Below are 23,348 nucleotides of genomic sequence, written 5' to 3' on the forward strand. Positions count from 1 at the left end.
TAAAATGAAGCCGAGTAAGCTAAAAGTAAAAAGCCGCTATCGTTAAGGATAGCGGCACATTTTTTCTTATTTATACAATTGATTAAAAATCAGTTTAAATGTTCCATGTGTTTGCGCTCTAAAAGCAACTTCAGGCCCAAAGGCAAACAATTTTCCTTTACCTACATTAGCCTGGAAAGCCGTAACGCCATCTTGTAAATAGGCCTGGCCCCAAGCCCAACCGCTACGCAAAGGTTTCGCAGAATCAAACCACATCAACGGCTTAATTTTTCCTGTTGCTATGGCGTCTCCTGTTAGCTTAAAAACGGGGCTGTTATCAAAGTAAATATCTGCTTCTTTTTCCATACCCCATGTTGCAGGTACAGACAAATCTACACCAACATTTAAAACACTGCCTGGTACATAATATTTCTCATCTGGCAATTTTTTCTCGTTCCCATTTACAATTTCTACCATCGCATTGCGAACCGGAAGATTTAATTGATAAGCCAGATTTGTACTACTTCCTATGGTTACAATATTTCCACCTTCCTCTAAAAACTTTTTAAGTTGTGGGACAGATTTTTCTGTCGAAATTCTACCTAAACGACTTTTATATTCGTCTGGAGTATCTTCTGGTTTTGGCCCAAACGATCTTCCATTAAAACCACCTGTTTGCATGGATGGGATAGCACCACCAACAAAAACTATAACATCATATTTCGATTTTAAATTTCCAGCATCTATATCTGCCGGGTAAATAACCGTTGCGTTATAATGATACTGTTCCATCATCCATCTTACCCAACCAGAAGCCATAGAGCCACCATAAGTATCCCAAAGGGCAATTCTTGCTGGTGCAATTTTAACTTTTGCTTTAGGTGCCAAAGCTGATTTTAACTTAACATTTGCCTTCTCTAAAATGGCTTTTGCTTTGCTAGAAGCCGAAACATAAAAATCTCCATTTTCCGTATTGCGATAAACCTGTTCGTTTTGTTTTAAGAGATCATTTACTGCCGTATAAGAATCGTTCTGTGCTGCGCTTAACAAATATTCGGATCCTGATACAACTTTGTTCTGTGGCGTTAATAATTGACCATAAGGATTTCTTTCAAAAGGTCCAGAAAAATCATCTTGAATACGATCAAATTTTACATCCATTAAATACGCTAAGGTCCAGCCAGCTGCGTCGTACGGCGGAATAGGCGCTCCACCTTCTGATTTAAAATCATTCGGGTGATCCTGTGGTTCAAACATATCCAAAACATGTGGTCTGAAAGCCTGATCGGTTTTTACAACATAACTTCCCGGTGGATAATTTTTGCCTGCAACCGTAAAAGCAGCTGTTGCTTTTTGTACTACAATGCCAGTTCTAATTAAAGCGTTTAAAAATTTTATTGCAGTATTAAAATCAGGTTGGTCAGCAGATAAAATATAGCCCCTCGGATCGCGATTTGCCGGTGCTTTCATTACCGTATCAAAATACTTAATATTCATTTGCCTAGAACTAAATTCTGAATCTGCGCTCGTTGTTGTTACTCTATCTTTTTTAGCTGCGCTATTAATGGCTTCTATCTTTTTAGGCGAGAAAGACCAAGTATCTTTCTTTCCTCTTTCAATAGAGTTTCTTCCCATTTGGTAAATATTGTACAATAACTCATCACGATATCGTTGTGCATAGCCCAAAACAGCATAATTTAAGGAAACCGAATAATCTATAGAGTTTTTGAAATACCATTTTCGTGGTGTAACCGGATTTGGAGAATCACTGTTGGGCAATAATCTTGATGGCACTAAAGGAATATCTGATGGCGTAGGACTGCCTACAATTTCGGTAAGTAAACCAATCATATTATGGAAATAGGTTGTGGTACGCAAACCTCCATTATACCAGGTAGAAAAAACCGAACCACCTCTTTGGGTATAACCAGGCTTACCCTCCACATTCATTCTGTTGTGCATGGCTGCGCCAACAGCATCCAAACTGGTTAAAAGTGTTGCATCAAACACATAGTTAAAAGGATCGCGGTATGGCGGACCAGCTACAACGGTACCAGCCGGCCCAGCTTGATGATGGTTGTACATAATCTGCGGAATCCACTCTACAAAAAGCTGACACCCGATATTTTGAGTTTCCTTTAAATTAAGCATAAAAAAATCGCGGTTATTATCGTGTCCAGCATATTTTTCATACAATCTTGGAATATTGGATAGAGATCTCTTCTTTGGATCTTTTTCTCTCATATACCAATTGCTTACCAACTCTTGCCCATCAGGATTTGCATGAGTAAACAAAATAATTACGTTATCTAATATTCTTAAAGTTTCAGCATCTGTTTTTGAAGCAAATTCATAAGCCGTTTCAATCAGTTGGTGTGCACCTACAGTTTCGTTGGCGTGCAAGCCTCCATCAATCCAAACCACAGCTTTTCCTTCTTGTGCGAGTTCTTTTGCCTGCTCTGGTGTAATTTCTGCATGTGCTAGTTGTTGCGAAATTTCTTTATACCGATCTAGCTTTTTCAAATTTTCTGGCGAAGAAACAATAAGCATATACTGCGTTCTGCCTTCTTCGGTTTTACCAATATCAACCAGTTTAACCCGTTTAGAGGTTTCAGCAAGTTTTTTAAAATAAGCTTCTGTTTGCGTATAAGTAGCGAGTTGGTAATCATCACCAATATTAAATCCGAAATGTGATTTTGGACTTGGTACATCTTGAGCATAAGCGATGGTGCTGCCAAGAACTAAAAAGGCGAGAAAAAGCTTTTTAGCGTAAATTTTTATCATAATATGAATAGTTTGTAGGGTTAATTCAAATATAAAATAGAAAAAGATTTCAAATGTGCTTGCTGTAAATTTGTTACAGTCAATCATCCTTTCATTTCCTCGTGCTTATTAACTACATTTGCTGCCGATGTAAGTTCTTAACTTTATTTTTCATCAACCGATAGTGGTCTCCGGTGTAATATCGGAGTTAATAGGGAATCGTGTGAAAATCACGAGCTGTCGCGCAACTGTAAGTTCTGCTTTTAAAATGAAGCAACAATTTTATCATTTATGCCACTGTTCCATTTGGAATGGGAAGGCGATAAAATTGGGAATAAGTCAGGAGACCTGCCAATATTGAATTGACGATGCTTTCGCGTAATAAAGCAATTGGTCAGGTCTGATTTGTACAACAATAAAATGAACCGTTTTATTAAAATTTGCTTTAAGCCGTTTTGGCCGGGAAATTAATTGTTTGCGCCCATACCTTTCCTTTTATTTATTCTTAAAAAGCATTGTAAAATATAGTATAAAGAGCTTTTAAACGATTTATTTACATTAATCTTTAAAAGAAAATGCTAACGCAAAATTTGGGCTACCCGCGAATTGGTAGTCACCGCGAATTAAAAAAAATCTGCGAAAACTATTGGGCAGGTAAAACTGGGTACAAAAACGTACTTCAGGTAGGAAAAAACATCCGTAACGAAAACTGGTTAATGCAAAAGGAAGCTGGAATTGATATTATTCCATCAAACGACTTTTCGTTTTACGATCAGGTGCTCGATCACTCTTTAACTTTTGGAGCCATTCCAAAACGATACAATGAGGTAATCCTTAAAAAAGGAAATACCGAGCTGGATCTTTATTTTGCTATGGCTCGTGGCTATCAAAAAGAAGGTTTGGATGTTGTAGCCATGGAAATGACCAAGTGGTTTGATACCAATTACCATTATATTGTACCTGAGTTTTATAAGGATCAGCCATTTAAATTATTTTCAACCAAAATTATAGATGAGTTTTACGAAGCCAAACAGCTCGGCATTATAACTAAACCTGTATTAATTGGTCCGGTTTCTTACCTTTTATTAGGAAAAGAAAAGGAGGCTGGCTTTGAAAAAATCGATTTAATCAAAAATCTTTTACCCGTTTATCTGGATATTTTAACACGGTTAGATGCTTTAAACGTAGAATATGTTCAGTTTGATGAACCGTTTTTAGCATTGGATTTAACAGAAAAGGAGCAAAAAGCTTTTGAATATGTTTATAAGGAAATTAGAAAAGCATTTCCCCGCTTAAAAATCATATTGGCTACTTATTTCGAAGGGCTAGGTAATAATTTATCCTTGGCAACATCCTTACCTGCAACCGTTTTACATGTTGATTTGGTTCGTGCTCCAAAGCAAATTGATGAAGTAATTGATGCTTTAAATGCCAAAACTATTTTGTCTTTAGGTATCGTTGATGGACGCAACATTTTGAAAAATGATTTCGAAAATTCACTCTCCATTATAAAAGATGCTGAAAATAAACTGGGTACAAACCGAGTTTGGATTGCACCATCTTGCTCGTTAATTCACACACCTGTTGATTTGGATAATGAAACCAATGAACAAAACTTATCGGCTGAAGTTAAGCAATGGCTAGCTTTTGCAAAACAAAAAGTTGCAGAAGTTGTAACCCTTAAACAGTTAGCATTAAGCGAAAATGCTGCAATTGCCGAACGAAAATTTGCAGAAAATAAAATTGCCCAGCAGAATAGAAAAACTTCCGTATTAATTCATAATAACGCAGTAAAAGATCGTGTTAAGGCAATTGAGGATAAGGATGCCGAACGTTTAAGTAATTATTCATCAAGAAAGGTTAAGCAAAAAAAATTAAATCTACCCGCTTTTGCAACCACCACAATTGGTTCTTTTCCACAAACGGCTGAAGTTAGAAGCTGGAGAGCGAAATTTAAAAATGGAACTTTCACCGCCGAAGAATATGATACTTTAATTGCCGAAGAAACCCTAAAAGCGGTAAAATGGCAAGAAGAAATTGATCTCGATGTTTTAGTTCATGGCGAGTTTGAACGTAACGATATGGTTGAATATTTTGGTGAACAACTTGATGGTTTTGCCTTTTCTAAAAACGGGTGGGTACAAAGTTATGGATCTCGTTGTGTAAAACCTCCAATCATTTTTGGCGATGTATCTCGTCCAAACGCCATGACCGTAAAATGGACTGCCTTTGCGCAATCGCTTACCTCAAAATACATGAAAGGCATGTTAACGGGCCCAGTAACGATATTACAGTGGTCTTTTGTGCGTAATGACCAGCCAAGATCTGAAACTTGCGCACAAATTGCTTTGGCAATTAGAGATGAAGTTAACGACCTTGAAAAAGCAGGAATTAAAATTATTCAAATTGATGAACCTGCCATTAGAGAGGGCTTACCGCTACGCAAAGCAGATTGGCAAAACTACCTGAATTGGGCTGTTAAAGCTTTCCGGATTTCTGCAAGTGGGGTGCAGGATGAAACTCAAATCCATACGCACATGTGTTATTCGGAGTTTAATGATATTATTCAAAACATTGCCGATATGGACGCCGATGTAATTACAATTGAAACCTCAAGATCGCAGATGGAGCTATTGGATGTATTTGCTGATTTTAAATATCCGAACGAAATAGGGCCCGGGGTTTATGATATTCACTCACCTCGTGTACCAAAAAGGGAGGAAATGATTCAGCTACTTAAAAAAGCAAAAGCGGTAATCCCTGCTGAGCAACTTTGGGTAAACCCAGATTGTGGATTGAAAACCAGAGGATGGGACGAAACCAAAAAAGCTTTAATTGAAATGGTTGAAGCCGCAAAAGAAATGCGTAAAAACTAAAGCTTAACTTTGTACAAAGTAATTTTGCCACGGAAAAACAAATACATCGAATTTTATTCTTTTAACTCTGTTTTCCGTGGTTTATTTTACCAGAAAATATTTATAAAATGACATTAGAAGAAAGAATTGCAACATCAAAAACAAGCATTTTTAAAGCTGTTTTCCCAAACACAACTAATCATTACGATACTCTTTTCGGAGGCACAGCCATGCACATGATGGATGAAGTGGCTTTTATTACCGCCACACGTTTCAGTCGTCAAATTATGGTTACAGTTAGCAGCGATAGAATTGATTTTAAGAAATCGATACCAGCAGGAACCATTGTTGAGCTAATTGGCCAGGTAACAAAAGTTGGTAATACCAGTTTAAAAGTTAATGTTGAGATTTATATTGAGCAAATGTATGCCGAGGGAAGAGAACTAGCTGTGCACGGAGATTTCACTTTTGTTGCTATTGACGAAAATAAAAAACCTGTACAGGTGATTAAGTAAACTTGAAAATATCGTAAATTTTTTATGAAATGATGTAAAGCATTCCGCTCATTAATTAATAATTTGCAAGATGGAAAATCAACATTCAGAAAATGATCTAAAAGAGGTAGCCTCACAATTAGGCTGCCCACAAGGCGAAAAGGGCTTAAAAACTGCCGCCATGATGAATGTAAGCAATAAAGGCATGACAAAAAGTGCTATTTCCGCAATGGCACTTCAGGATGGAAATCAGATTTTAGAAATAGGTCCGGGCAATGCTAATCACTTGGAATATCTGCTTCAGCAAGCCAACCATTTGGTATATACTGGTGCAGATATTTCTCCTTTAATGGTAGCAGAGGCCTCTAAAATTAATGTTTCATTTATTAAAAATAATCAGGCAAAATTTACACTAACTGATCCTGATTTACTTCCTTTTAGTGAGGCTGCTTTTGATCACATATTTACTGTAAATACCATTTATTTCTGGAAAAATCCTGAACAGTTTTTAAATGAAATAAATCGCGTTTTAAAGCCTGGGGGAGCATTCACTTTATGTTTTGCCGATAAAAGCTTTATGGAAACGTTACCTTTCACGCCTTATGGTTTTCAACTATATAATGATGATACTACTATAGAATTACTTGTAAAATCAAACTTTGATATTAAGCAAACAGACTCCTTTACCGAGAATATTTCCAACAATATTGGCCATTCTGTTATCAGAAAGTACTACGTAATAAAGGCAATAAAAAACGATTAATAAAAAATTAGATACAAATAAGCGTATACAACTGGGGCAGCAAGCAATAATCCATCAAAACGATCAAGTAAACCGCCGTGCCCTGGCAATAAACCACCGCTATCTTTCGTATCTAAACTTCTTTTAAGCATAGATTCTACCAAATCTCCAAGTGTGCCAAAACATGAAATTAGTACAGCCATACCGGCCCATACCCAAGCCTGGCTTTCAGTAAAAATAAAGGATAAACCTATAGCGACTAAAACAGAAGTAAACATTCCTCCGAAAAAACCTTCCCAACTTTTTTTAGGCGAATGGCGTTCGAACAACTTACTCTTACCATATTTTACGCCAAAAAGATAAGCACCAGTATCATTTGCCCATAACATTAATAAAAAAGCCAATGGTAAATGGAAATTATAGGTGTTCCAATCCTTTAAAAAGCCTAATGCATGAAAAAAACAAAACGGAATGGTTACATAAACAAACCCCACAAACGTATAAGAAATGTTTGCAAATGGAATTTTGTTCTTTTTATATAATTCCGTTATAAAAACCGAAAAGATTAAGGGTATACAAAGCAAAAGATATTTTACATCGTACTTTAAATAATGTAAACCTGCTGCCATTAAAAAAATTAAGGCGCCAGCAACTAAACCAATATTACGGTGTGGTCTTATTCCTGAATTTTTAATAAGCTTATAAAACTCAAAAAGTGATAAAACACTCAGAATAAGATAAAATATAGAGAAAGTATAGGATCCTAAAAATATGGAGCCCAACATTACGATGGTAAAAAAGAATGCGGTTATTGCACGGGTTTTCATTTCGAAAAAGCTAAAATTGAAATTTAAAGAGGTTCGCGTTATTCTATTTCGTTTTGAACGATGTATTCAATCGCCTTATCAAAATCTTGCTGACTCACCATAACATTTACCTCACCAAAATTATAGGCTGCCAATTGTTTACTAATGGTTACCGCTGGTATTCCAGCTTCAGTTAGGCCTTGCTTTAACACTTCTGCCGCAAAGGCATCGCCTGTTGTATATACTTTAACCCAGTTTTCGCTCACGTTGTGCTATATCTTTAAAAAATTTAAACAAAGCTATGGTAATTATTGCACTAATTACATATCCATACCACGGAAAACCAATAGGTTCATCGGCTTTATTTAATGGCATATTGTGTTTTTGCATGTAAAAAGCTGCACAAACGGCGTAGGCATTGTTTATAAAATGAGCTGTAATGGCGTACCAAATGTTGCCGCTGTAATAATATAAATAACCAAAACCCGCTCCTAAAAGCATTCTGGGTATAAAACCATAAAACTGAACGTGAATTGCACTAAATATAATTGCCGAAATCCAAATGGCTGCGTGCGGGTTATTAAACATCTTATTCATCGATCGTTGCAAGCCACCCCTAAACATTAATTCTTCTCCAATTGCTGGCAAAACAGCAATCATTATCAGATTAACGATAAAATCGAAGTTATTTCTGGCAGTAATCAATTGAATTGTCATTTGCATTGCTGCATCTTCCTTTTCCTTCATCCAACGCTCAATGCCTTTCAAAAATTCTGGTAAAACCATCTTTTGGTTACTCACAGCAATCCATTCCATAAAAGGCATACTCACTATCATAATCCCTAAAACAATAATCAGCAGTAAGAATTTTGGTGTTATAAAACCATAAAATGACGATAGCTTCTTCTTCACAGTCAGCGCAAGTATTACTGGCGGTAAAATAAATGTACCTATTGAACTTAAAATCTGAATAACCTTTAATCCATCAACATATTTAGGATCGGCAGACATTAACAGGTTTATCTTATCAACAGAATATATTCCGTGCATGACACAGGCAATTACTAAACCTATAACCGAAAAGATAAGCGCACCAGCAATCGCGTAAGCTAAAAGTAAAAGAATTTGAAAGAAAGGGTTGATTTCCTCCTGTTTAGGTGTTACAAAATTCATTATTTGTACCTTTGTATGTTTTATTAAAAGTTTGAAGATAGAAAATGTCTGTTAAGATAGGAAATATAGATTTAGGAGAGTTCCCATTATTACTGGCTCCAATGGAGGATGTGAGCGATCCGCCTTTCCGTTTTGTATGTAAACAAAATGGTGCTGATATGATGTATACTGAGTTTATTTCTTCTGAAGGGCTAATTCGTGATGCAGCTAAAAGCCGTCAGAAACTGGATATTTTTGAATACGAACGTCCAATAGGTATCCAAATTTTTGGTGGCGATATCGAGCATATGCGTGAGGCGTCGGAAATTGCTTCTCAAGCAGGGCCTGATCTTGTAGATATTAACTACGGTTGCCCAGTAAAAAATGTGGTTTGTAAAGGCGCCGGATCAAGCTTATTGCAAGATATTGATAAAATGGTTAAAATGACCGAAGCCGTTGTTAAGGCTAGTCATTTGCCTGTTACCGTTAAAACCCGTTTAGGCTGGGATGATAATACTAAAAATGTTTACGAAGTTGCTGAAAGGCTTCAAGATGTTGGTATACAAGCATTAACAATTCACGGGCGTACACGTGCGCAACTTTATAAAGGTAGTGCTGATTGGTCTTTAATCAGGGAAATTAAACGTAACCCACGTATTAAAATTCCAATTTTTGGAAACGGTGATGTAGACAGCCCCGAAAAAGCCGCTAACTGGCGTATGGAATATGAAGTGGATGGAATTATGATTGGTCGTGCTGCTATTGGATATCCATGGATTTTCCGTGAGATAAAACACTTTTTCAAAACGGGTGAGCATTTAGCTGGACCAACCATTGAGGAAAGAATTTCAGTTTGCCGTACGCACTTGGATAAATCTTTGGAATGGAAAGGACCTAAAACTGGCATTTTTGAAATGCGCCGCCATTATGCAAACTATTTTAAAGGTTTGCCAGATTTTAAACCGTTCAGAATGCGTTTGGTTGCAGAACCAGACGTAAATAATATTTACAGTATTTTAGACGAAGTGGCAGAAAAATTTGCCAACTACGACCCAACAAATGTACTGGCTTGATTTTTGAAAAGCTTTTTGTAGATTCGTATAAATCACCATGGTTACAGCAATTACAGATGGAGTAAAAGTTTCAGTAGAAACCATTTACCAGCCAGAATATTCAAATCCGGCTAACGAGCATTTTATGTTCGCTTATCGCATAGAAATTTCTAATCTTTCAGATTATGCTGTACAGCTTATGCGCCGCCAATGGTTTATTTTTGATTCAAACAGCAGCCGTCGCGAAGTGGAAGGAGAGGGCGTTGTAGGCATTCAGCCGGTGATAAACCCTGGCGAAACACATGTTTATGTATCTGGCTGTAATTTAAAAACAGATATGGGCAGCATGCAAGGAAAATACCTAATGAAACGCTTAATGGACGAAGCTGAATTTGAAGTAGATATCCCTGAATTTACTTTAATTGCTCCTTACAAACTGAATTAACCCTGCCATTTTTATTCAAATACTTTTAAATCATTATATTTTGTTAAAATTTTAGCACTCAGATAATGAAAAAAATGTGCACACAAACTAACTGGTTTTAAATAAACAAAGCGGTCAGAACTAAATCTAAACCGCTTTTTATTTTCTATAGATAGATATTTATTAATCTCTGCTTCGTCCAAAAAGCATTGATGCATAGTAAAGTAAATTGGCTAAAGCACCAACAGCAGCAACCACATAAGTCATAGCAGCCCACCACAAGGCATCTTTTGCCTGTACATTTTCTTCTTGTGTTTGCATTACGCCACTATTATTTTTTAACCAAATTAAAGCCCTGTTACTAGCATCAAACTCTACAGGTAGGGTAATTATACTAAAAACTGTAACTAAAAATAAGCCCACAACGCCAATTGCCAAAACAATTGGGGTTACAGAGAATACCAAAAGCATTACACCAATTAATAAAACCCACTGCAATAAATTGGAGGATATGCTAACTATTGGCACCATATTGCTTCTTAAATTAAGCCAGCTATATGATTTTGCATGTTGTACAGCATGGCCACACTCATGCGCAGCTACTGCAGCTGCCGCTACACTTCGGCTATAATACACATCTGTACTTAAATTTACGGTTCTATCTGACGGATTGTAATGATCTGTTAGTTGTCCTTCTGTACTCATCACTTTCACATCGTATATTCCGTTGTCGTGCAGCATTCGCTCTGCCACTTCCTTGCCCGATAACCCAGAGCTTAGTTGCATTTCTGCGTACTTAGAGAATTTATTCCTAAAGCGCCATTGTACAAACATGCTCAGCAATAATACCGGGATTATTAAAATTAAATAAAATCCCATTTTCTTATGTATGTTTTTCAAGATGACATATATCAAAAAGCGTTCCCTTATTAATTTCATTTTAAATTATATTACTTTTAAGTATGAATATGGAACAATCTTATTGGGAAAAATCATCATTCTTTAATTTTGATTTCATTATTATAGGCAGCGGAATTGTTGGTTTAAATGCAGCTATCCATCTTAAAAAAGACAAGCCAAATGCTCGTATTTGTATTTTAGAAAGGGGCTTTTTACCGACAGGAGCTAGTACAAAAAACGCTGGTTTTGCATGCTTTGGAAGTATTTCTGAACTGATAGACCAGGAAAGTATTTGTGGAACGGATAAACTCTATTCTCTAATTGAAAGAAGATGGAAAGGCCTACTAAAATTAAGAGGTTTATTAGGTGATAAAAGGATTGACTATCAGTGCTTAGGTGGCTATGAATTATTTAAAAAAAATGAAGAAAACCTGACGAATAATAGTGTATCTAAAATTGAACATTATAACACCTTAATTAAAAATATAATTGGAAATAATGCTTTTAGCCTACAAAATAAAAAGATACAAGATTTTGGCTTTAAGAATATTCAAAATTTAATAGCTAACCAATACGAAGCTCAAATAGATACGGGAAAAATGATGTTCGCATTAGTGCAATGTGCACAAGAAATTGGTGTATTTATATTTAATAACTGCGCTGTTAATTCCCTAGAAAATGAAAATAACGGTATAAGCTTACAAACAGATAATGGAGTATTTAAATGTAAAAAAGTAATTGTCGCTACAAATGCTTTTACTGAAACGCTTTTACCAAACTTAAACATAACACCTGGTCGTGGACAGGTTTTAATTACGAAACAAATTAAAAACCTTAAGGTAAAAGGTAGTTTTCATTATGATAGAGGTTATTATTATTTCAGGAACATCAACGATCGCATTTTGCTGGGAGGGGGTAGAAATTTGGATTTTGATACGGAAACGACAACCCAATTTGGCCAAACAGATTTGGTTCAGCATGCTTTAGAATCTTTATTATCTAATGTAATTTTACCAAACACTGATTTCGAAATTGACATGCGATGGAGTGGTATTATGGCATTTGCGAAACAGTTGGAACCCATTCTTATAGAAGCTAAACCAAATATTTATTGTGCTGCCCGTTGTAACGGAATGGGCATAGCAATGGGAGCTCAAACAGGAGAAGATATTGCTCAATTACTAATAAATAGCCCTTAAGTTTATCTAAATACAATTGTTTTATTTCCGCTTATAAACACACGATCTTCAAAAATGAGATGAAGTGCCTCTAAAAGCACGGCTTTTTCTATTTCTTTACCAGATCTTACCATTTCTCTTACTCCAAAAGTATGATCCACATGTGTTGTATGCTGTGTTACAATCGGTCCTTCATCCAAATTATTGGTTACAAAATGTGCTGTTGCTCCAATAATTTTTACGCCACGTTCAAAAGCTTGCTTGTAAGGATTTGCACCAATAAATGCTGGTAAAAACGAATGGTGGATATTGATAATTTTTGTTTCATAATCTTTTACAAAATCTGCTGATAATATCCGCATAAATTTAGCCAGCACAATATAATCTACATTAAACTGGTTTATAATGGATTTAATTTCGGTTTCAAATTGCGCTTTATCTTTTCCTTCATGAGAGATGTGGTAGTAGGGAATCCCTAGCTTTTCTGTAAAATCTCTAAGCGATTCGTAATTTCCAATTACACATTTTACATTCGCTCCTAACGTTTTAAACTGGTTTTTAATAAGTATTTCTGCCAAACAATGATACTCTTTAGTCACCAAAACAGCGATATCCTTTTCTTGTTGACCGATCAAATTTACTTGAGCCGCATTTGGTAAATTTTCTAATAATTTTATCTTCAGTCCATCAGGTTCGGCTAATTTTCCGGTACAGGCAATTCGCGTAAAAAATGTTTTGTTTTCTTCATCAACAAATTCCCGCATTGCAATAATATTAAGTTCGTGTGCCGCCAAAACCCTTGTAATATTGGTTACCAAACCCACTTGATCGGGGCATTGTATAAGAATCGTCAATTCGTTCATCATTAAATACTAAAGTTCAATTATAAATAATTTTTGATCAAACATAGTATATCCTGACTAAAATTTTTTGGTATATCTGTTTTAAATCTTCATTTTTGCTAAAATTTTTATCATTATGGAAATCGCTGCTATCGCTTTACTAATTATAATTTTAATCGTTTTAATATTTCTCTTGCTTAAAAAGCCACAAACAAATTCGGATATAATCTCTTTGGTCGATCTTGAAAAGTTAAAAGTAGAACACCAACAATTGAAGATTTCTTTAGCCAAAGCCGAGGAACGTGTGCATGGATTATCAGTAGAAAAAGAGAACATTACAGCACTTTTAAAAGAAGAACAGCAACGCTTAATTGATGAATTACAGGCAGAACGCGACCGTTTAGCAGACGCTAACCGAGAGTTGGAAAGTACCCGATCTTTTTATTTGGCTGAAAAGGAAAAATTAGTTGAGCAAAAAAATAATATGCAACAGTCTCAAGAGAAATTGAATAAAGATTTTGAATTGATTGCAAATAAGATATTGGAAGAAAAATCAACCAGATTTATTGAGCAAAATAGAACAAATCTCGACCTTATTTTAAATCCACTTAAAGAAAATATTAAAGCTTTTGAAGAAAAAGTAGAGAAGGTTTATAAAGCAGAATCCGACGAACGAAACATTTTAAAAGGCGTAATTTCTGAGTTACAGATTCAGAGTAAACTTATACAGGAAGATGCTAATAACTTAACCAAAGCTCTTAAAGGTGATAATAAAAAGCAAGGAAATTGGGGCGAAATAATTTTAGAAAAGGTTTTAGAACGCTCTGGTCTTGTCAAGGACCAAGAATATCGCATACAAGCTAGTTTAACTTCTGCAGAAGGCGGCCGTTTGCAGCCCGATGTGGTGATAGATTTACCAGATGACAAACACATTGTAGTAGACGCTAAGGTTTCTTTAGTGGCTTATGAACGCTTTATATCCGCCGAAGCAGATGAAGAGCGTGAAAGCTATATAAAGCAGCATTTAGCCTCAATTAAAAACCACATACAAGAATTATCTTCCAAAAATTATCATGATTTGTATCAGATTAATTCTCCAGATTTTGTTTTACTCTTTGTTCCTATTGAATCTTCATTTAGTATTGCCGTTCAAAAAGATGCAGAACTATTTAATTTTGCCTGGGATAGAAAAGTTGTAATTGTAAGTCCTTCTACTTTACTGGCTACTTTAAGAACCATTGCGAGCATGTGGAAACAGGAACGTCAAAACCGAAATGTAATGGAAATTGCCCGTTTAAGCGGTAGTATGTATGATAAGTTTGTTGGGTTTATTGCTGATATGGAAAATATAGGCCGTTATGTAAAACAAAGTCAAGATGCTTATGATAAAGCACTTAACAAGCTTTCAGTTGGCTCTGGAAATTTAACCAACACTTCAGAAAAGATTAAAAAATTAGGAGCAAAAGCCACTAAACAAATTGATACAAAATATTTAGATGGAGAAGTTTAATTCTCCATCTTCAATAAATTCCAAAAACTCATCTTTCTACGGGTTGCAAAACCTATTTTTTCATACAATTTTATTGCTCCAATATTAGTTTCAGCAACGTGTAGGTAAGGGATTTTTCCCTCCGCAAAAATTTTATTTGCTGTATAAGCAACCAGTTGTTTAGCTAATCCTTTTCCAGTAAACTCAGGGTGAGTAACTACGGCACTTATTTCGGTGAAAGCATTCATTTTCATCCTTTCACCCGTAACTGCTATCAGTTTATGGTCTTTATAAATGCCATAGTAACTTCCTAATAAAGGTGTTTTATCTTTGAAATAACCAGGTTGTACTAAATTAACCAGTTCTATTAAATCAGCTTTTTTATCGGTATTAAGTTGAATAATTTCTTCAGATATTTCTATTTGAATCTTATCTACTAACACCATTTGATTGCATACCAATTCCTTATTCAATTTCAAATTTTTATTGAAATCTGGTTTTTCACCAACAACATAAAAATTTGCTGTTTCATTTGCATAATTTTCTATACCGACTGCAATATTTTCTTGATTTATAAAACCTCCAAAAGGGCAATAGTCAGGATGATAGAATTTTATATTTCCGTATTCTAGGGCAAATTTTTGGTGCACTTCATTTAATGAAAACCAAACAGGATTATCTAATTTTTCTTCGTCTTTAATCATCGGCTTATAACGTTTAGTAATTGTTTTTCACAAAAAAGATCTGTAAAAAAGTACTTCCTTTCCTACAGATCTCTTTAAATTCAGAATAGATTCTTAATTATTTTTTAAAGGCATTCCATCCTTGCGCTTTTAATTCGTGTACATTATTAGATTTTGAAACCATTTTACACCCAGAATTTTTATCAGTAACGTGTCCAATAACTGTAATATCTACGTCGTGTTTCAATTTTTTGTAATCTTCCTGACTAATCGTAAATAACAATTCATAATCTTCACCTCCGCTCAATGCGCAAACTGTTGGATCAATTCCAAGTTCACGTGCAGTTTCATAAGTCATTGGATCTAAAGGAATTTTCTCCTCGTATATCGTAATTCCTTTATCACTTTCGGTAGCCAAATGCAAAATTTCTGAAGCCAAACCATCCGAAACGTCAATCATTGAGGTTGGTTTAATCCCTAAATCTTCTAATAAAGCAACAATATCCATCCTGGCTTCAGGTTTCAATTGTCTTTCAATAATATAATCTTTTCCTTCTAAATCCGGCTGAATTTGAGGATTTTCCAGGTAAATTAATTTCTCTCTTTCTAATATTTGAAGGCCAACGTAAGCACCACCCAAATCTCCAGAAACACAAAGCAAATCGTTTTCTTGAGCACCATTTCTGTAAACCACTTTATCAGCATCAGCGTAGCCAATACTTGTAATGCTAATTACCAAGCCTTGTTTGCTTGAAGAAGTATCACCGCCAATTAAATCAATATTAAACTTATTGCAAGCCAGCTCAATCCCTTTATAAATTTCTTCAACAGCTTCTAAAGGAAATTTACTTGATAAACCTATCGAAACCGTAATTTGACTTGCTGTACCATTCATCGCATAAATATCACTCAAATTTACTTGTACAGCCTTGTAACCCAAGTGCATTAAAGGCACATAAGCCAAATCAAAATGGATGCCTTCCAGCAGTAAATCTGTAGAAATTAAAGTTTGTTTTCCTTTAGAATCCAAAACTGCAGCATCATCGCCAATTCCTTTTACGGAGTAATCATTTCTAATTTTAAAATTAGTTGTCAGGTGTTTAATTAACCCAAATTCTCCTAATTCATTTATATCTGTGCGTTCTTTATTTTCAAACATAATCTATTTGTAATGTAGGGGCGAAGCCCCGATTTTTATTTTTTAATCCTTTTGAGCCTAATTTAATTAGAACATTTGCTTAAACGAATTAAGTGTAATATTTTTTATAATTTACTTTCCATCCAATTTTTACCCTCTGTAAATCTGGCAATTAACATGGCAGCAACGTTATCTCCGGTAGCGTTTAAAAGAGTTGCCATAGGATCAACCAATGTACCAATTATCATCGCTGGTGGTAAAGCTTCTGGCGGTAATTGATAAGCAGAAATCATTAATAGTTCTCCTATATAACCACCATTTGGAATGCCACCCTCAACAATACTCACCAAAACAGTAATTCCTAAAGCGATTAAAATTGTATCAATATGTACTAAATCCTTGCCAAAAATCGCAAAAACTACGGCAATTTTTATAATCGAACTTATACTGGATCCATCTTTATGCAAAGTTGATCCCAATGGAATCGTCACATTTGCAATATATGCAGGAACACCCATTTTTGCTGCTCCATCTAAATTAGCGGGTATAGTAGCAATGCTGCTGCAAGTACCAACAGAGGTTAATGAAGGCACAATATTATTTTTCCAAAATATTTTAATGGCTTTAAAACCTCCTGATATAAAGGCATATAAAGTAAAAAATACGACAAAGTAAAATGCTCCAACTCCGTAATACAAGCCCAATGCTTTGGCATAAGTACCAAATAATTGTGGTCCAAAAACTCCTACCTGATACGCAAAATATGCACCTAAACCAACTGGTCCTAATTTCATAATCAGGATAATTAGTTTTTTCATTACCTCATTTCCGGATAGTAAAAACTTTTTAAAAGGTTCACCTTCTGATTCTGCATAGAGTGTAGAAAAACCAACTAAAACAGAAAAAATAATTAATGCCAGCATATTCTTCCGGCTTCCGATTTCAAAAAATTCTCCAACGGTTAAAAGTTGTGTCATTTGTTCGCCTACAGATTGAATTTTTTCAGTTTCGGTAGGTAATGAGGCAGAAGATAATTGTTGATGAATAGGGAAAATCCAGGTGGCTACAATCGTTAAAAATGCTGATATTAAGATGGTTGATAAGAAAACCATCACCATAATCATCATTAATTTTCCTAATTTCTTTGATCGGTCAATATTGGCAATAGCTGAAGAAACCGCAAAAAATACCAGAGGAATAACGGCTGTAAACAACAGATTTAAAAATATATCGCCTAATGGCTTTATACTTTCAATCTTTTTTCCAAAAATTAAACCAGCAATACTCCCGGCGATTATTCCTGCCAAAAGCCATAATAAGCCAGAATAATTTTTTAGAATATTGTTTTTTTCCATTTTTAACCTAATTCTTTTAAAAAAATGTCACGCCCAAATAATTCAACAATATGATCGCTTTATTTTAAATTCCTATAATCCCAAGTCTGCAGAAATATCTAACATTCTTTGAATCGGTTTCCGTGCCTGTTCTATAATATGTTCTGGTACAGTTACTTCTGGTGATCCATTTTTTATACATAAATACAATTTTTCAAGCGTATTTCTCTTCATGTACGGACAATCGTTACATGCACAGCTGTTGTTTGGCGGCGCAGGAATAAAAGTTTTTGTTGGATTTGCTTTCTCCATTTGGTGAATAATTCCGCTCTCAGTAGCAACAATAAACTCTGTAGCCGAATCATTAATCGTGTATTTTAGCAAACCGGTTGTAGAACCTACATAGTCGGCCATTTTTAAAACCACTTCTTCACACTCTGGGTGCGCAATAAATTTGGCTTTTGGATGGCGTTCTTTAAGCTTGGTAATTTTCTCCTGAGAAAAAATTTCATGTACCATACACGCACCATTCCACAATACTAAATCACGACCAGTTTTTTTTGCAACATAAGCACCTAAATTTCTATCCGGACCAAAAATAATTTTCTGGTCTTTCGGTAAACTTTCTACAATTTGAACAGCGTTGGTACTTGTACAAACAATATCACTTAAAGCTTTCAATTCTGCCGTACAGTTTACGTAGGTAATCACCAGGTGATCTGGATATTTTTCTTTAAATTTCTTAAATAAGTGCGGAGGACAGCTGTCGGCAAGCGAGCAACCAGCCTTTACATCTGGCAATAACACCTTTTTTGCAGGCGATAAAATTTTTGCTGTTTCTGCCATAAAGTGCACACCAGCAAATACAATCACATCTGCATCCGTTTTAGCGGCCTCTTGTGATAATCCTAAACTATCTCCAATATAATCGGCAATATCCTGTATATCAGGTTCTTGATAATAATGAGCTAGTATAATTGCATTTTTTTCTTTTTTCAGTTTTTCAATTTCCGCAAAAAGATCTAGTGTTGGATCAATTTCTTCTTCTACAAATCCCTTGATATTTATTTCTGCTAAGGTATCCATGTTCATTTTAAAAATATTTCTTCTATTGATTTTGAAGCTGGCTCAAAGATAGGAGTTTCCACAGCTCAATAATTAATAAGTATTTTAATTAAATAAATCTTTAATGTTTATTAGTGTGTTAGTTTTGTTGGCAAGTTTCAAAAAAAAGTTCTTTTAAATAAGTTGTTAATTGTTTACTAACATTCGGATGATATTTATTTAATATTATAAATCTGATTTACAGCTATATTGAAAAACCGCATAAAAATTGTCAATACTCGAATGTTAATTGTTTATAACCTACCAAAAAGTTAATTACTTCAACAAAAGTGCTTATAAATTGGTGAAAAGATTGTGGCAAATTGTCTTTTTAGCTTAGCTTTAAACATTCAAATTTAGTTGTTAGAATAATTTAGACATAAAGTTAACATTATTAACACAGTTGTTAACATCGTGTATAATTAAAGGTTTTTATTGATGAGAAAAGTAGATTTCCTGGTAATTGGTTCAGGTATAGCAGGTTTAAGTTTTGCACTTAAGGCTGCAAAGTTTGGTAAGGTTTTAATCGTTACTAAATCAAATGAGGATGAATCTAATACAAAATATGCCCAGGGTGGCGTGGCTGTTGTTGTGGATAAAGATGATTCTTTTGAAAAACATATAGAAGATACTTTGATTGCGGGCGATGGTTTGTGCGACGAAAAAATTGTAGAAATAGTTGTAAAAGAGGGACCTAAGCGTATCCAGGAGATCATTGATTACGGTATAAACTTCGATAAGGATAATGCTGGTTTTTATGATTTAGCCAAGGAAGGAGGCCATTCTGAGCACCGTGTTTTGCACTATAAGGACATCACAGGATATGAAATTGAACGGGTGTTACTAAAGGAAATTCATGAAAATCCGAACATAGAGATATTAACACATTACTTTGCACTGGAGTTAATTACCCAGCATCACCTAGGTAAGTTTGTGGATAAACGTACCGAAGATATTAACTGTTATGGTATATATGCCTTTAACACAGAGCTTAACGATGTGGAAAAGATATTAGCAAATGTGACTATCATGGCTTCAGGTGGTGCCGGACATGTGTATTCTGCCACAACAAATCCTGTAATTGCAACAGGTGATGGTATGGCAATGGTTTATCGCGCTAAAGGAAAAGTTAGAAATATGGAGTTTATTCAGTTCCATCCAACCGCTTTACATCATCCTGGTGAGTATCCTTCTTTTTTAATATCTGAAGCTGTTCGTGGTTTTGGTGGCGTATTAAGACGTAGAAATGGTGAAGAATTTATGCAGGAATATGATGAACGTAAATCTTTAGCACCAAGAGATATTGTTGCAAGAGCTGTAGATGCTGAAATGAAAAAATCTGGTGATGATTTTGTGTATTTAGATATTACAATGCGAAGCAAAGCTGATATATTAAAGCATTTTCCCAATATATATGCTAAATGCTTATCTATAGGTATAGATATGACTAAAGATTTTATTCCAGTTACGCCAGCTTCTCATTATATGTGTGGTGGCGTACTGGTTGATGAATATGGTCGTTCTTCTATTAAAAATTTATATGCTTGTGGCGAATGTTCTTCTACAGGTTTGCATGGTGCTAATAGATTGGCTTCTAACTCTTTATTGGAGGCAACAGTATTTGCTCATCGTATTTTTCAGGATGCTATAGAGAATTTTAAAAATAATGTAATACCTGATAATATCCCAGAATGGAATACACATGGTGTTACACAAAGTAATGAAGATATTTTAGTAACCCATAATTTACGTGAAACTCAAAAGATAATGAGCGATTATGTGGGGATTGTGCGTTCTGATTTTAGATTGGAAAGAGCTCACAGACGTTTATTTTTACTTTACCAAGAAACTGAAGAGTTTTATAAAATGAATAAGGTTTCAGTAAAGCTTTGCGAACTTAGAAATGTAATACAGGTAGCTTATTTAGTTATTAAATCGGCTATACAGCGTAAAGAAAGTAGGGGTTTGCATTATACTACTGATTATCCAAAACACGCGGATGAATTGGTAGATACTGTATTTTAAATAAATTGTAATAACAAACATGCTGAAATAAATTCAGCTTAACTAAATTTTAATTATGCCTTTGATACTTCCAGTAAAAGGAAAAAGTCCAGAAATAGGAAAAGATAATTTTATTGCTGAAAATGCAACTATAGTTGGTGATGTTGTGATTGGAAACAACTGTTCGGTTTGGTTTAATGCAGTAATTAGAGGCGATGTAAACGCTATTACCATTGGAAATGAATCAAACATACAAGATGGTGCAGTAATTCATGCTACGTACTTAAAAGCATCAACTCATATTGGTAATCGAGTTTCAGTTGGGCATAATGCAATTGTACATGGTTGTACAGTAGAGGATAATGTTTTAATTGGTATGGGCGCTATTGTAATGGATCATGCTATTATAGAACAATATTGCATTATTGCTGCTGGCTCTGTTGTGCTCGAAAATACAATTTGCGAAACAGGTTATTTATATGCTGGAACCCCAGCAAAAAAAGTAAAGCCCATTACTGAAGAGCAAAGGGCTTTATTAAATAAATTACCAGATAATTATATTATGTATTCAAGTTGGTTTAGCTAATAGAACATAATTACTAATGCTAAACTTCGTTAAAGTGGAATTACCATTTATAGCGATTAGAAATTATAAAAAGGACTTTTGTTTGAAGTCTTAAATAATCTAATAGTTTTTTAAGGAGAAGTAGGTGCTACGGGTATAACCAATTTCTCCTCCCTTTCCCAGTTTGCCCTTAAAGACATTTCTGTAGGCGAATACCATATTTTTTCTGGTTGAAAACCTTGTTTTAAATTTCCAGTATCCCAAATTCCATTTTTATTATCATCATAAACTACCCGTATCATATATTTTGCAGCCGGATAATTGGCAAAAATAATAGTCGAATTTTTATGGATCACCGTTGATTTAATCGGTACTTTCTTCTCATTTATAAATTCAACAATATAACTTTTAGTGGTATCAGGAACTTCTACCTTCAAAGATAGTGTACCATAACTATCTGCTGTTTCCAATTTGAAGTTTTTCTTAAACTCTTTATTTTTTGCATTAAAAATACCTGTGAATGCCCCAGCTCCAAATGTAAGTTCATAGCTTCTTTTTTGCTTCCATGGATATTTTATATGGTACTTTAAAAAATCGGTGCTATCCTTAATTAACTCAAAATTAGTTCTTTTAACAGAATCCTCAAGTAATACGACTTTGCTTGCATCAGCAGCCGTAATAGGGAGGCCAAATGTTAAAGTATAAGATTGAAAAGGATTTAGTTTATTGTTTGTTAAGTTATCCGATGCAATCACATCTCTTGTATAAGTATCTCTTTTAGCCCTTGTAAAATTGATCGTTTGTAAAACTTTACCTTGATCTTGGATGGCTACTTTAACCGAATCAAAACTTAAATCGTTGAGCCATACCTTGGCTGTGTCGTTGGTTTTATTGAAGAAAACCTTCTTATCTGAATCAATAGTCGGCGGGTCGGTTACAACTATTTTAGGGCTCTTTAATTGCTGATTAAATGTTAATGTAATGCTACCATCGTTATTTAGTTTTCGATCAAGCACTCTAAATTCAGGAGCTAATTCTTTAAAAGTTTCTAAATTTATGTTATCCAGGTTTTTATCTAAAACCAATGGCTCTTTATGGAAACCTATTTCATCAGATATTTGCTGATATATTTTATCTCCGCCACCACTTGCTTCTTTAAGCGCATAAATTTTATATTTCCCTTTTCTTAAGTTATTCAATTTATAATTTCCAGAACTATCTGTTAAGGTGTAAATAGAAGGGCGCTTTTTTCCGAATAAAGTATCTCGTTCAATCGGTAAAATAAATACAGTTACATCTTTTTCTGCTTCTGCAGTTAAAGCACTGGTTACTTTTCCGCTAATGCTTAAAGAGTCAATTGTTGGGCCAGTAGAAAATACGTAACTCAAATTTTTAACCACATTATTTTCATTAACGTCTGCAATGGCTTTACCAAAATTTAGAGTATAGGTTGTATTTTTTTCTAAAGAATCCTGCAAAGTAATTTCTAATCTTTTCTGACGCTTTTTTAAAAGTGGCGCTCTTTCCTGATCTGGAGAAATTGAAAATTCTTTAAATTCATCTTTGATATTAAAATACTCATCAAATTCAATTACAATTTTTTTCTCCTTAAAATTCAAAGTCTGATTTTTTGGAGTCATGCTTAAAATTTTAGGAGGCGTTGTATCTTTCGGTCCACCTTGAGGTGTTTGGATACTTGCACAAGCAGAAAGTAGGAGCAGGGTTAGTACAACCACAAAATTAACAGGGCTAAAATACTGGTGTCTTAAATTTGGCATCTTTTAAACGTTCTGCTTAATTTTTATTGTTTTTTGAATATTATGATTAAAGAATGTTTTTATGTT

General features: G+C 34.7%; 20 protein-coding genes and 1 riboswitch. Of the genes, 9 read left to right on the plus strand and 11 right to left on the minus strand.

Going from position 1 to position 23,348, the window contains the following annotated elements; translation table 11 throughout:
- Positions 1–66 precede the first annotated feature (66 nt).
- Positions 67–2,763 carry a M14 family metallopeptidase gene (locus tag EHC72_RS13360; protein WP_131538212.1) on the minus strand — a complete coding sequence of 899 codons (2,697 nt, stop codon included), beginning with the start codon at positions 2,761–2,763 and terminating at the stop codon, positions 67–69.
- A 147-nt stretch (positions 2,764–2,910) separates the two neighbouring features.
- Positions 2,911–3,112: riboswitch (cobalamin riboswitch) on the plus strand.
- 205 nt (positions 3,113–3,317) lie between these two features.
- Between EHC72_RS13360 and metE the strand changes: the two genes are divergently transcribed.
- The 3 genes from metE to EHC72_RS13375 all read left to right on the plus strand — a co-directional run bounded on the left by metE (position 3,318) and on the right by EHC72_RS13375 (position 6,854).
- Positions 3,318–5,618, plus strand: a complete 2,301-nt coding sequence (gene metE / locus EHC72_RS13365; RefSeq protein ID WP_131538213.1) for a 5-methyltetrahydropteroyltriglutamate--homocysteine S-methyltransferase — start codon at positions 3,318–3,320, stop codon at positions 5,616–5,618.
- 107 nt (positions 5,619–5,725) lie between these two features.
- Positions 5,726–6,112 carry an acyl-CoA thioesterase gene (locus EHC72_RS13370; RefSeq protein WP_131538214.1) on the plus strand — a complete coding sequence of 129 codons (387 nt, stop codon included), beginning with the start codon at positions 5,726–5,728 and terminating at the stop codon, positions 6,110–6,112.
- Positions 6,113–6,182: 70 nt separating this feature from the next.
- Complete coding sequence (locus EHC72_RS13375; RefSeq protein ID WP_131538215.1) at positions 6,183–6,854, plus strand: class I SAM-dependent methyltransferase; 672 nt, start codon at positions 6,183–6,185, stop codon at positions 6,852–6,854.
- On the opposite strand, the gene EHC72_RS13380 is transcribed toward EHC72_RS13375, so the two are convergent.
- Genes EHC72_RS13380 through EHC72_RS13390 form a run of 3 tightly spaced genes read right to left on the minus strand, consistent with a single transcriptional unit; the run spans position 6,851 to position 8,812 of the window.
- Entirely contained in the window at positions 6,851–7,660 is an 810-nt protein-coding gene (locus tag EHC72_RS13380; protein ID WP_131538216.1) for a phosphatidate cytidylyltransferase, read from the minus strand. The two genes, EHC72_RS13375 and EHC72_RS13380, sit on opposite strands and share 4 nt — an antisense overlap.
- A 38-nt stretch (positions 7,661–7,698) precedes the next feature.
- Complete coding sequence (locus EHC72_RS13385) at positions 7,699–7,905, minus strand: putative signal transducing protein (RefSeq protein ID WP_131538217.1); 207 nt, start codon at positions 7,903–7,905, stop codon at positions 7,699–7,701.
- On the minus strand, positions 7,886–8,812 hold the full coding sequence (locus EHC72_RS13390; protein WP_131538218.1) for a CPBP family intramembrane glutamic endopeptidase: 927 nt from the start codon (positions 8,810–8,812) through the stop codon (positions 7,886–7,888). The genes EHC72_RS13385 and EHC72_RS13390 overlap by 20 nt, the downstream gene beginning before the upstream one ends.
- A 44-nt stretch (positions 8,813–8,856) precedes the next feature.
- Here EHC72_RS13390 and dusB point away from each other — a divergent pair, with 44 nt between their 5' ends.
- Positions 8,857–9,864 carry a tRNA dihydrouridine synthase DusB gene (gene dusB, locus EHC72_RS13395; protein ID WP_131538219.1) on the plus strand — a complete coding sequence of 336 codons (1,008 nt, stop codon included), beginning with the start codon at positions 8,857–8,859 and terminating at the stop codon, positions 9,862–9,864.
- A 37-nt stretch (positions 9,865–9,901) separates the two neighbouring features.
- Positions 9,902–10,288, plus strand: coding sequence for a Co2+/Mg2+ efflux protein ApaG (gene apaG, locus EHC72_RS13400; protein ID WP_131538220.1), 387 nt, complete (start codon positions 9,902–9,904; stop codon positions 10,286–10,288).
- A gap of 162 nt (positions 10,289–10,450) precedes the next feature.
- On the opposite strand, the gene EHC72_RS13405 is transcribed toward apaG, so the two are convergent.
- The gene (locus tag EHC72_RS13405) at positions 10,451–11,146 is read right to left on the minus strand and encodes a zinc metallopeptidase (RefSeq protein ID WP_131538221.1); all 696 of its coding nucleotides are present in this window, start codon (positions 11,144–11,146) and stop codon (positions 10,451–10,453) included.
- 83 nt (positions 11,147–11,229) lie between these two features.
- Here EHC72_RS13405 and EHC72_RS13410 point away from each other — a divergent pair, with 83 nt between their 5' ends.
- Positions 11,230–12,366 carry an NAD(P)/FAD-dependent oxidoreductase gene (locus EHC72_RS13410; protein ID WP_211660312.1) on the plus strand — a complete coding sequence of 379 codons (1,137 nt, stop codon included), beginning with the start codon at positions 11,230–11,232 and terminating at the stop codon, positions 12,364–12,366.
- 2 nt (positions 12,367–12,368) lie between these two features.
- On the opposite strand, the gene purU is transcribed toward EHC72_RS13410, so the two are convergent.
- Positions 12,369–13,211, minus strand: coding sequence for a formyltetrahydrofolate deformylase (gene purU, locus EHC72_RS13415; RefSeq protein ID WP_131538223.1), 843 nt, complete (start codon positions 13,209–13,211; stop codon positions 12,369–12,371).
- Between the two features lie 112 nt (positions 13,212–13,323).
- Here purU and rmuC point away from each other — a divergent pair, with 112 nt between their 5' ends.
- Complete coding sequence (rmuC, locus tag EHC72_RS13420) at positions 13,324–14,697, plus strand: DNA recombination protein RmuC (RefSeq protein WP_131538224.1); 1,374 nt, start codon at positions 13,324–13,326, stop codon at positions 14,695–14,697.
- On the opposite strand, the gene EHC72_RS13425 is transcribed toward rmuC, so the two are convergent.
- The 4 genes from EHC72_RS13425 to nadA all read right to left on the minus strand — a co-directional run bounded on the left by EHC72_RS13425 (position 14,694) and on the right by nadA (position 18,917).
- Positions 14,694–15,380 carry a GNAT family N-acetyltransferase gene (locus EHC72_RS13425; RefSeq protein WP_131538225.1) on the minus strand — a complete coding sequence of 229 codons (687 nt, stop codon included), beginning with the start codon at positions 15,378–15,380 and terminating at the stop codon, positions 14,694–14,696. The two genes, rmuC and EHC72_RS13425, sit on opposite strands and share 4 nt — an antisense overlap.
- A gap of 97 nt (positions 15,381–15,477) precedes the next feature.
- Entirely contained in the window at positions 15,478–16,518 is a 1,041-nt protein-coding gene (thiL, locus tag EHC72_RS13430; protein ID WP_131538226.1) for a thiamine-phosphate kinase, read from the minus strand.
- 104 nt (positions 16,519–16,622) lie between these two features.
- Positions 16,623–17,852, minus strand: a complete 1,230-nt coding sequence (locus tag EHC72_RS13435) for a dicarboxylate/amino acid:cation symporter (RefSeq protein ID WP_131538227.1) — start codon at positions 17,850–17,852, stop codon at positions 16,623–16,625.
- Positions 17,853–17,924: 72 nt separating this feature from the next.
- Entirely contained in the window at positions 17,925–18,917 is a 993-nt protein-coding gene (nadA, locus tag EHC72_RS13440) for a quinolinate synthase NadA (RefSeq protein ID WP_131538228.1), read from the minus strand.
- Positions 18,918–19,373: 456 nt separating this feature from the next.
- Between nadA and nadB the strand changes: the two genes are divergently transcribed.
- The gene (nadB, locus tag EHC72_RS13445; RefSeq protein ID WP_131538229.1) at positions 19,374–20,960 is read left to right on the plus strand and encodes an L-aspartate oxidase; all 1,587 of its coding nucleotides are present in this window, start codon (positions 19,374–19,376) and stop codon (positions 20,958–20,960) included.
- A 55-nt stretch (positions 20,961–21,015) separates the two neighbouring features.
- On the plus strand, positions 21,016–21,525 hold the full coding sequence (locus tag EHC72_RS13450) for a gamma carbonic anhydrase family protein (protein WP_131538230.1): 510 nt from the start codon (positions 21,016–21,018) through the stop codon (positions 21,523–21,525).
- Between the two features lie 110 nt (positions 21,526–21,635).
- On the opposite strand, the gene EHC72_RS13455 is transcribed toward EHC72_RS13450, so the two are convergent.
- Positions 21,636–23,282 carry an Ig-like domain-containing domain gene (locus EHC72_RS13455; RefSeq protein ID WP_131538231.1) on the minus strand — a complete coding sequence of 549 codons (1,647 nt, stop codon included), beginning with the start codon at positions 23,280–23,282 and terminating at the stop codon, positions 21,636–21,638.
- Positions 23,283–23,348 lie beyond the last annotated feature (66 nt).

The sequence above is a fragment of the Pedobacter nototheniae genome, assembly GCF_004335085.1.
Taxonomy (GTDB): domain Bacteria; phylum Bacteroidota; class Bacteroidia; order Sphingobacteriales; family Sphingobacteriaceae; genus Pedobacter; species Pedobacter nototheniae.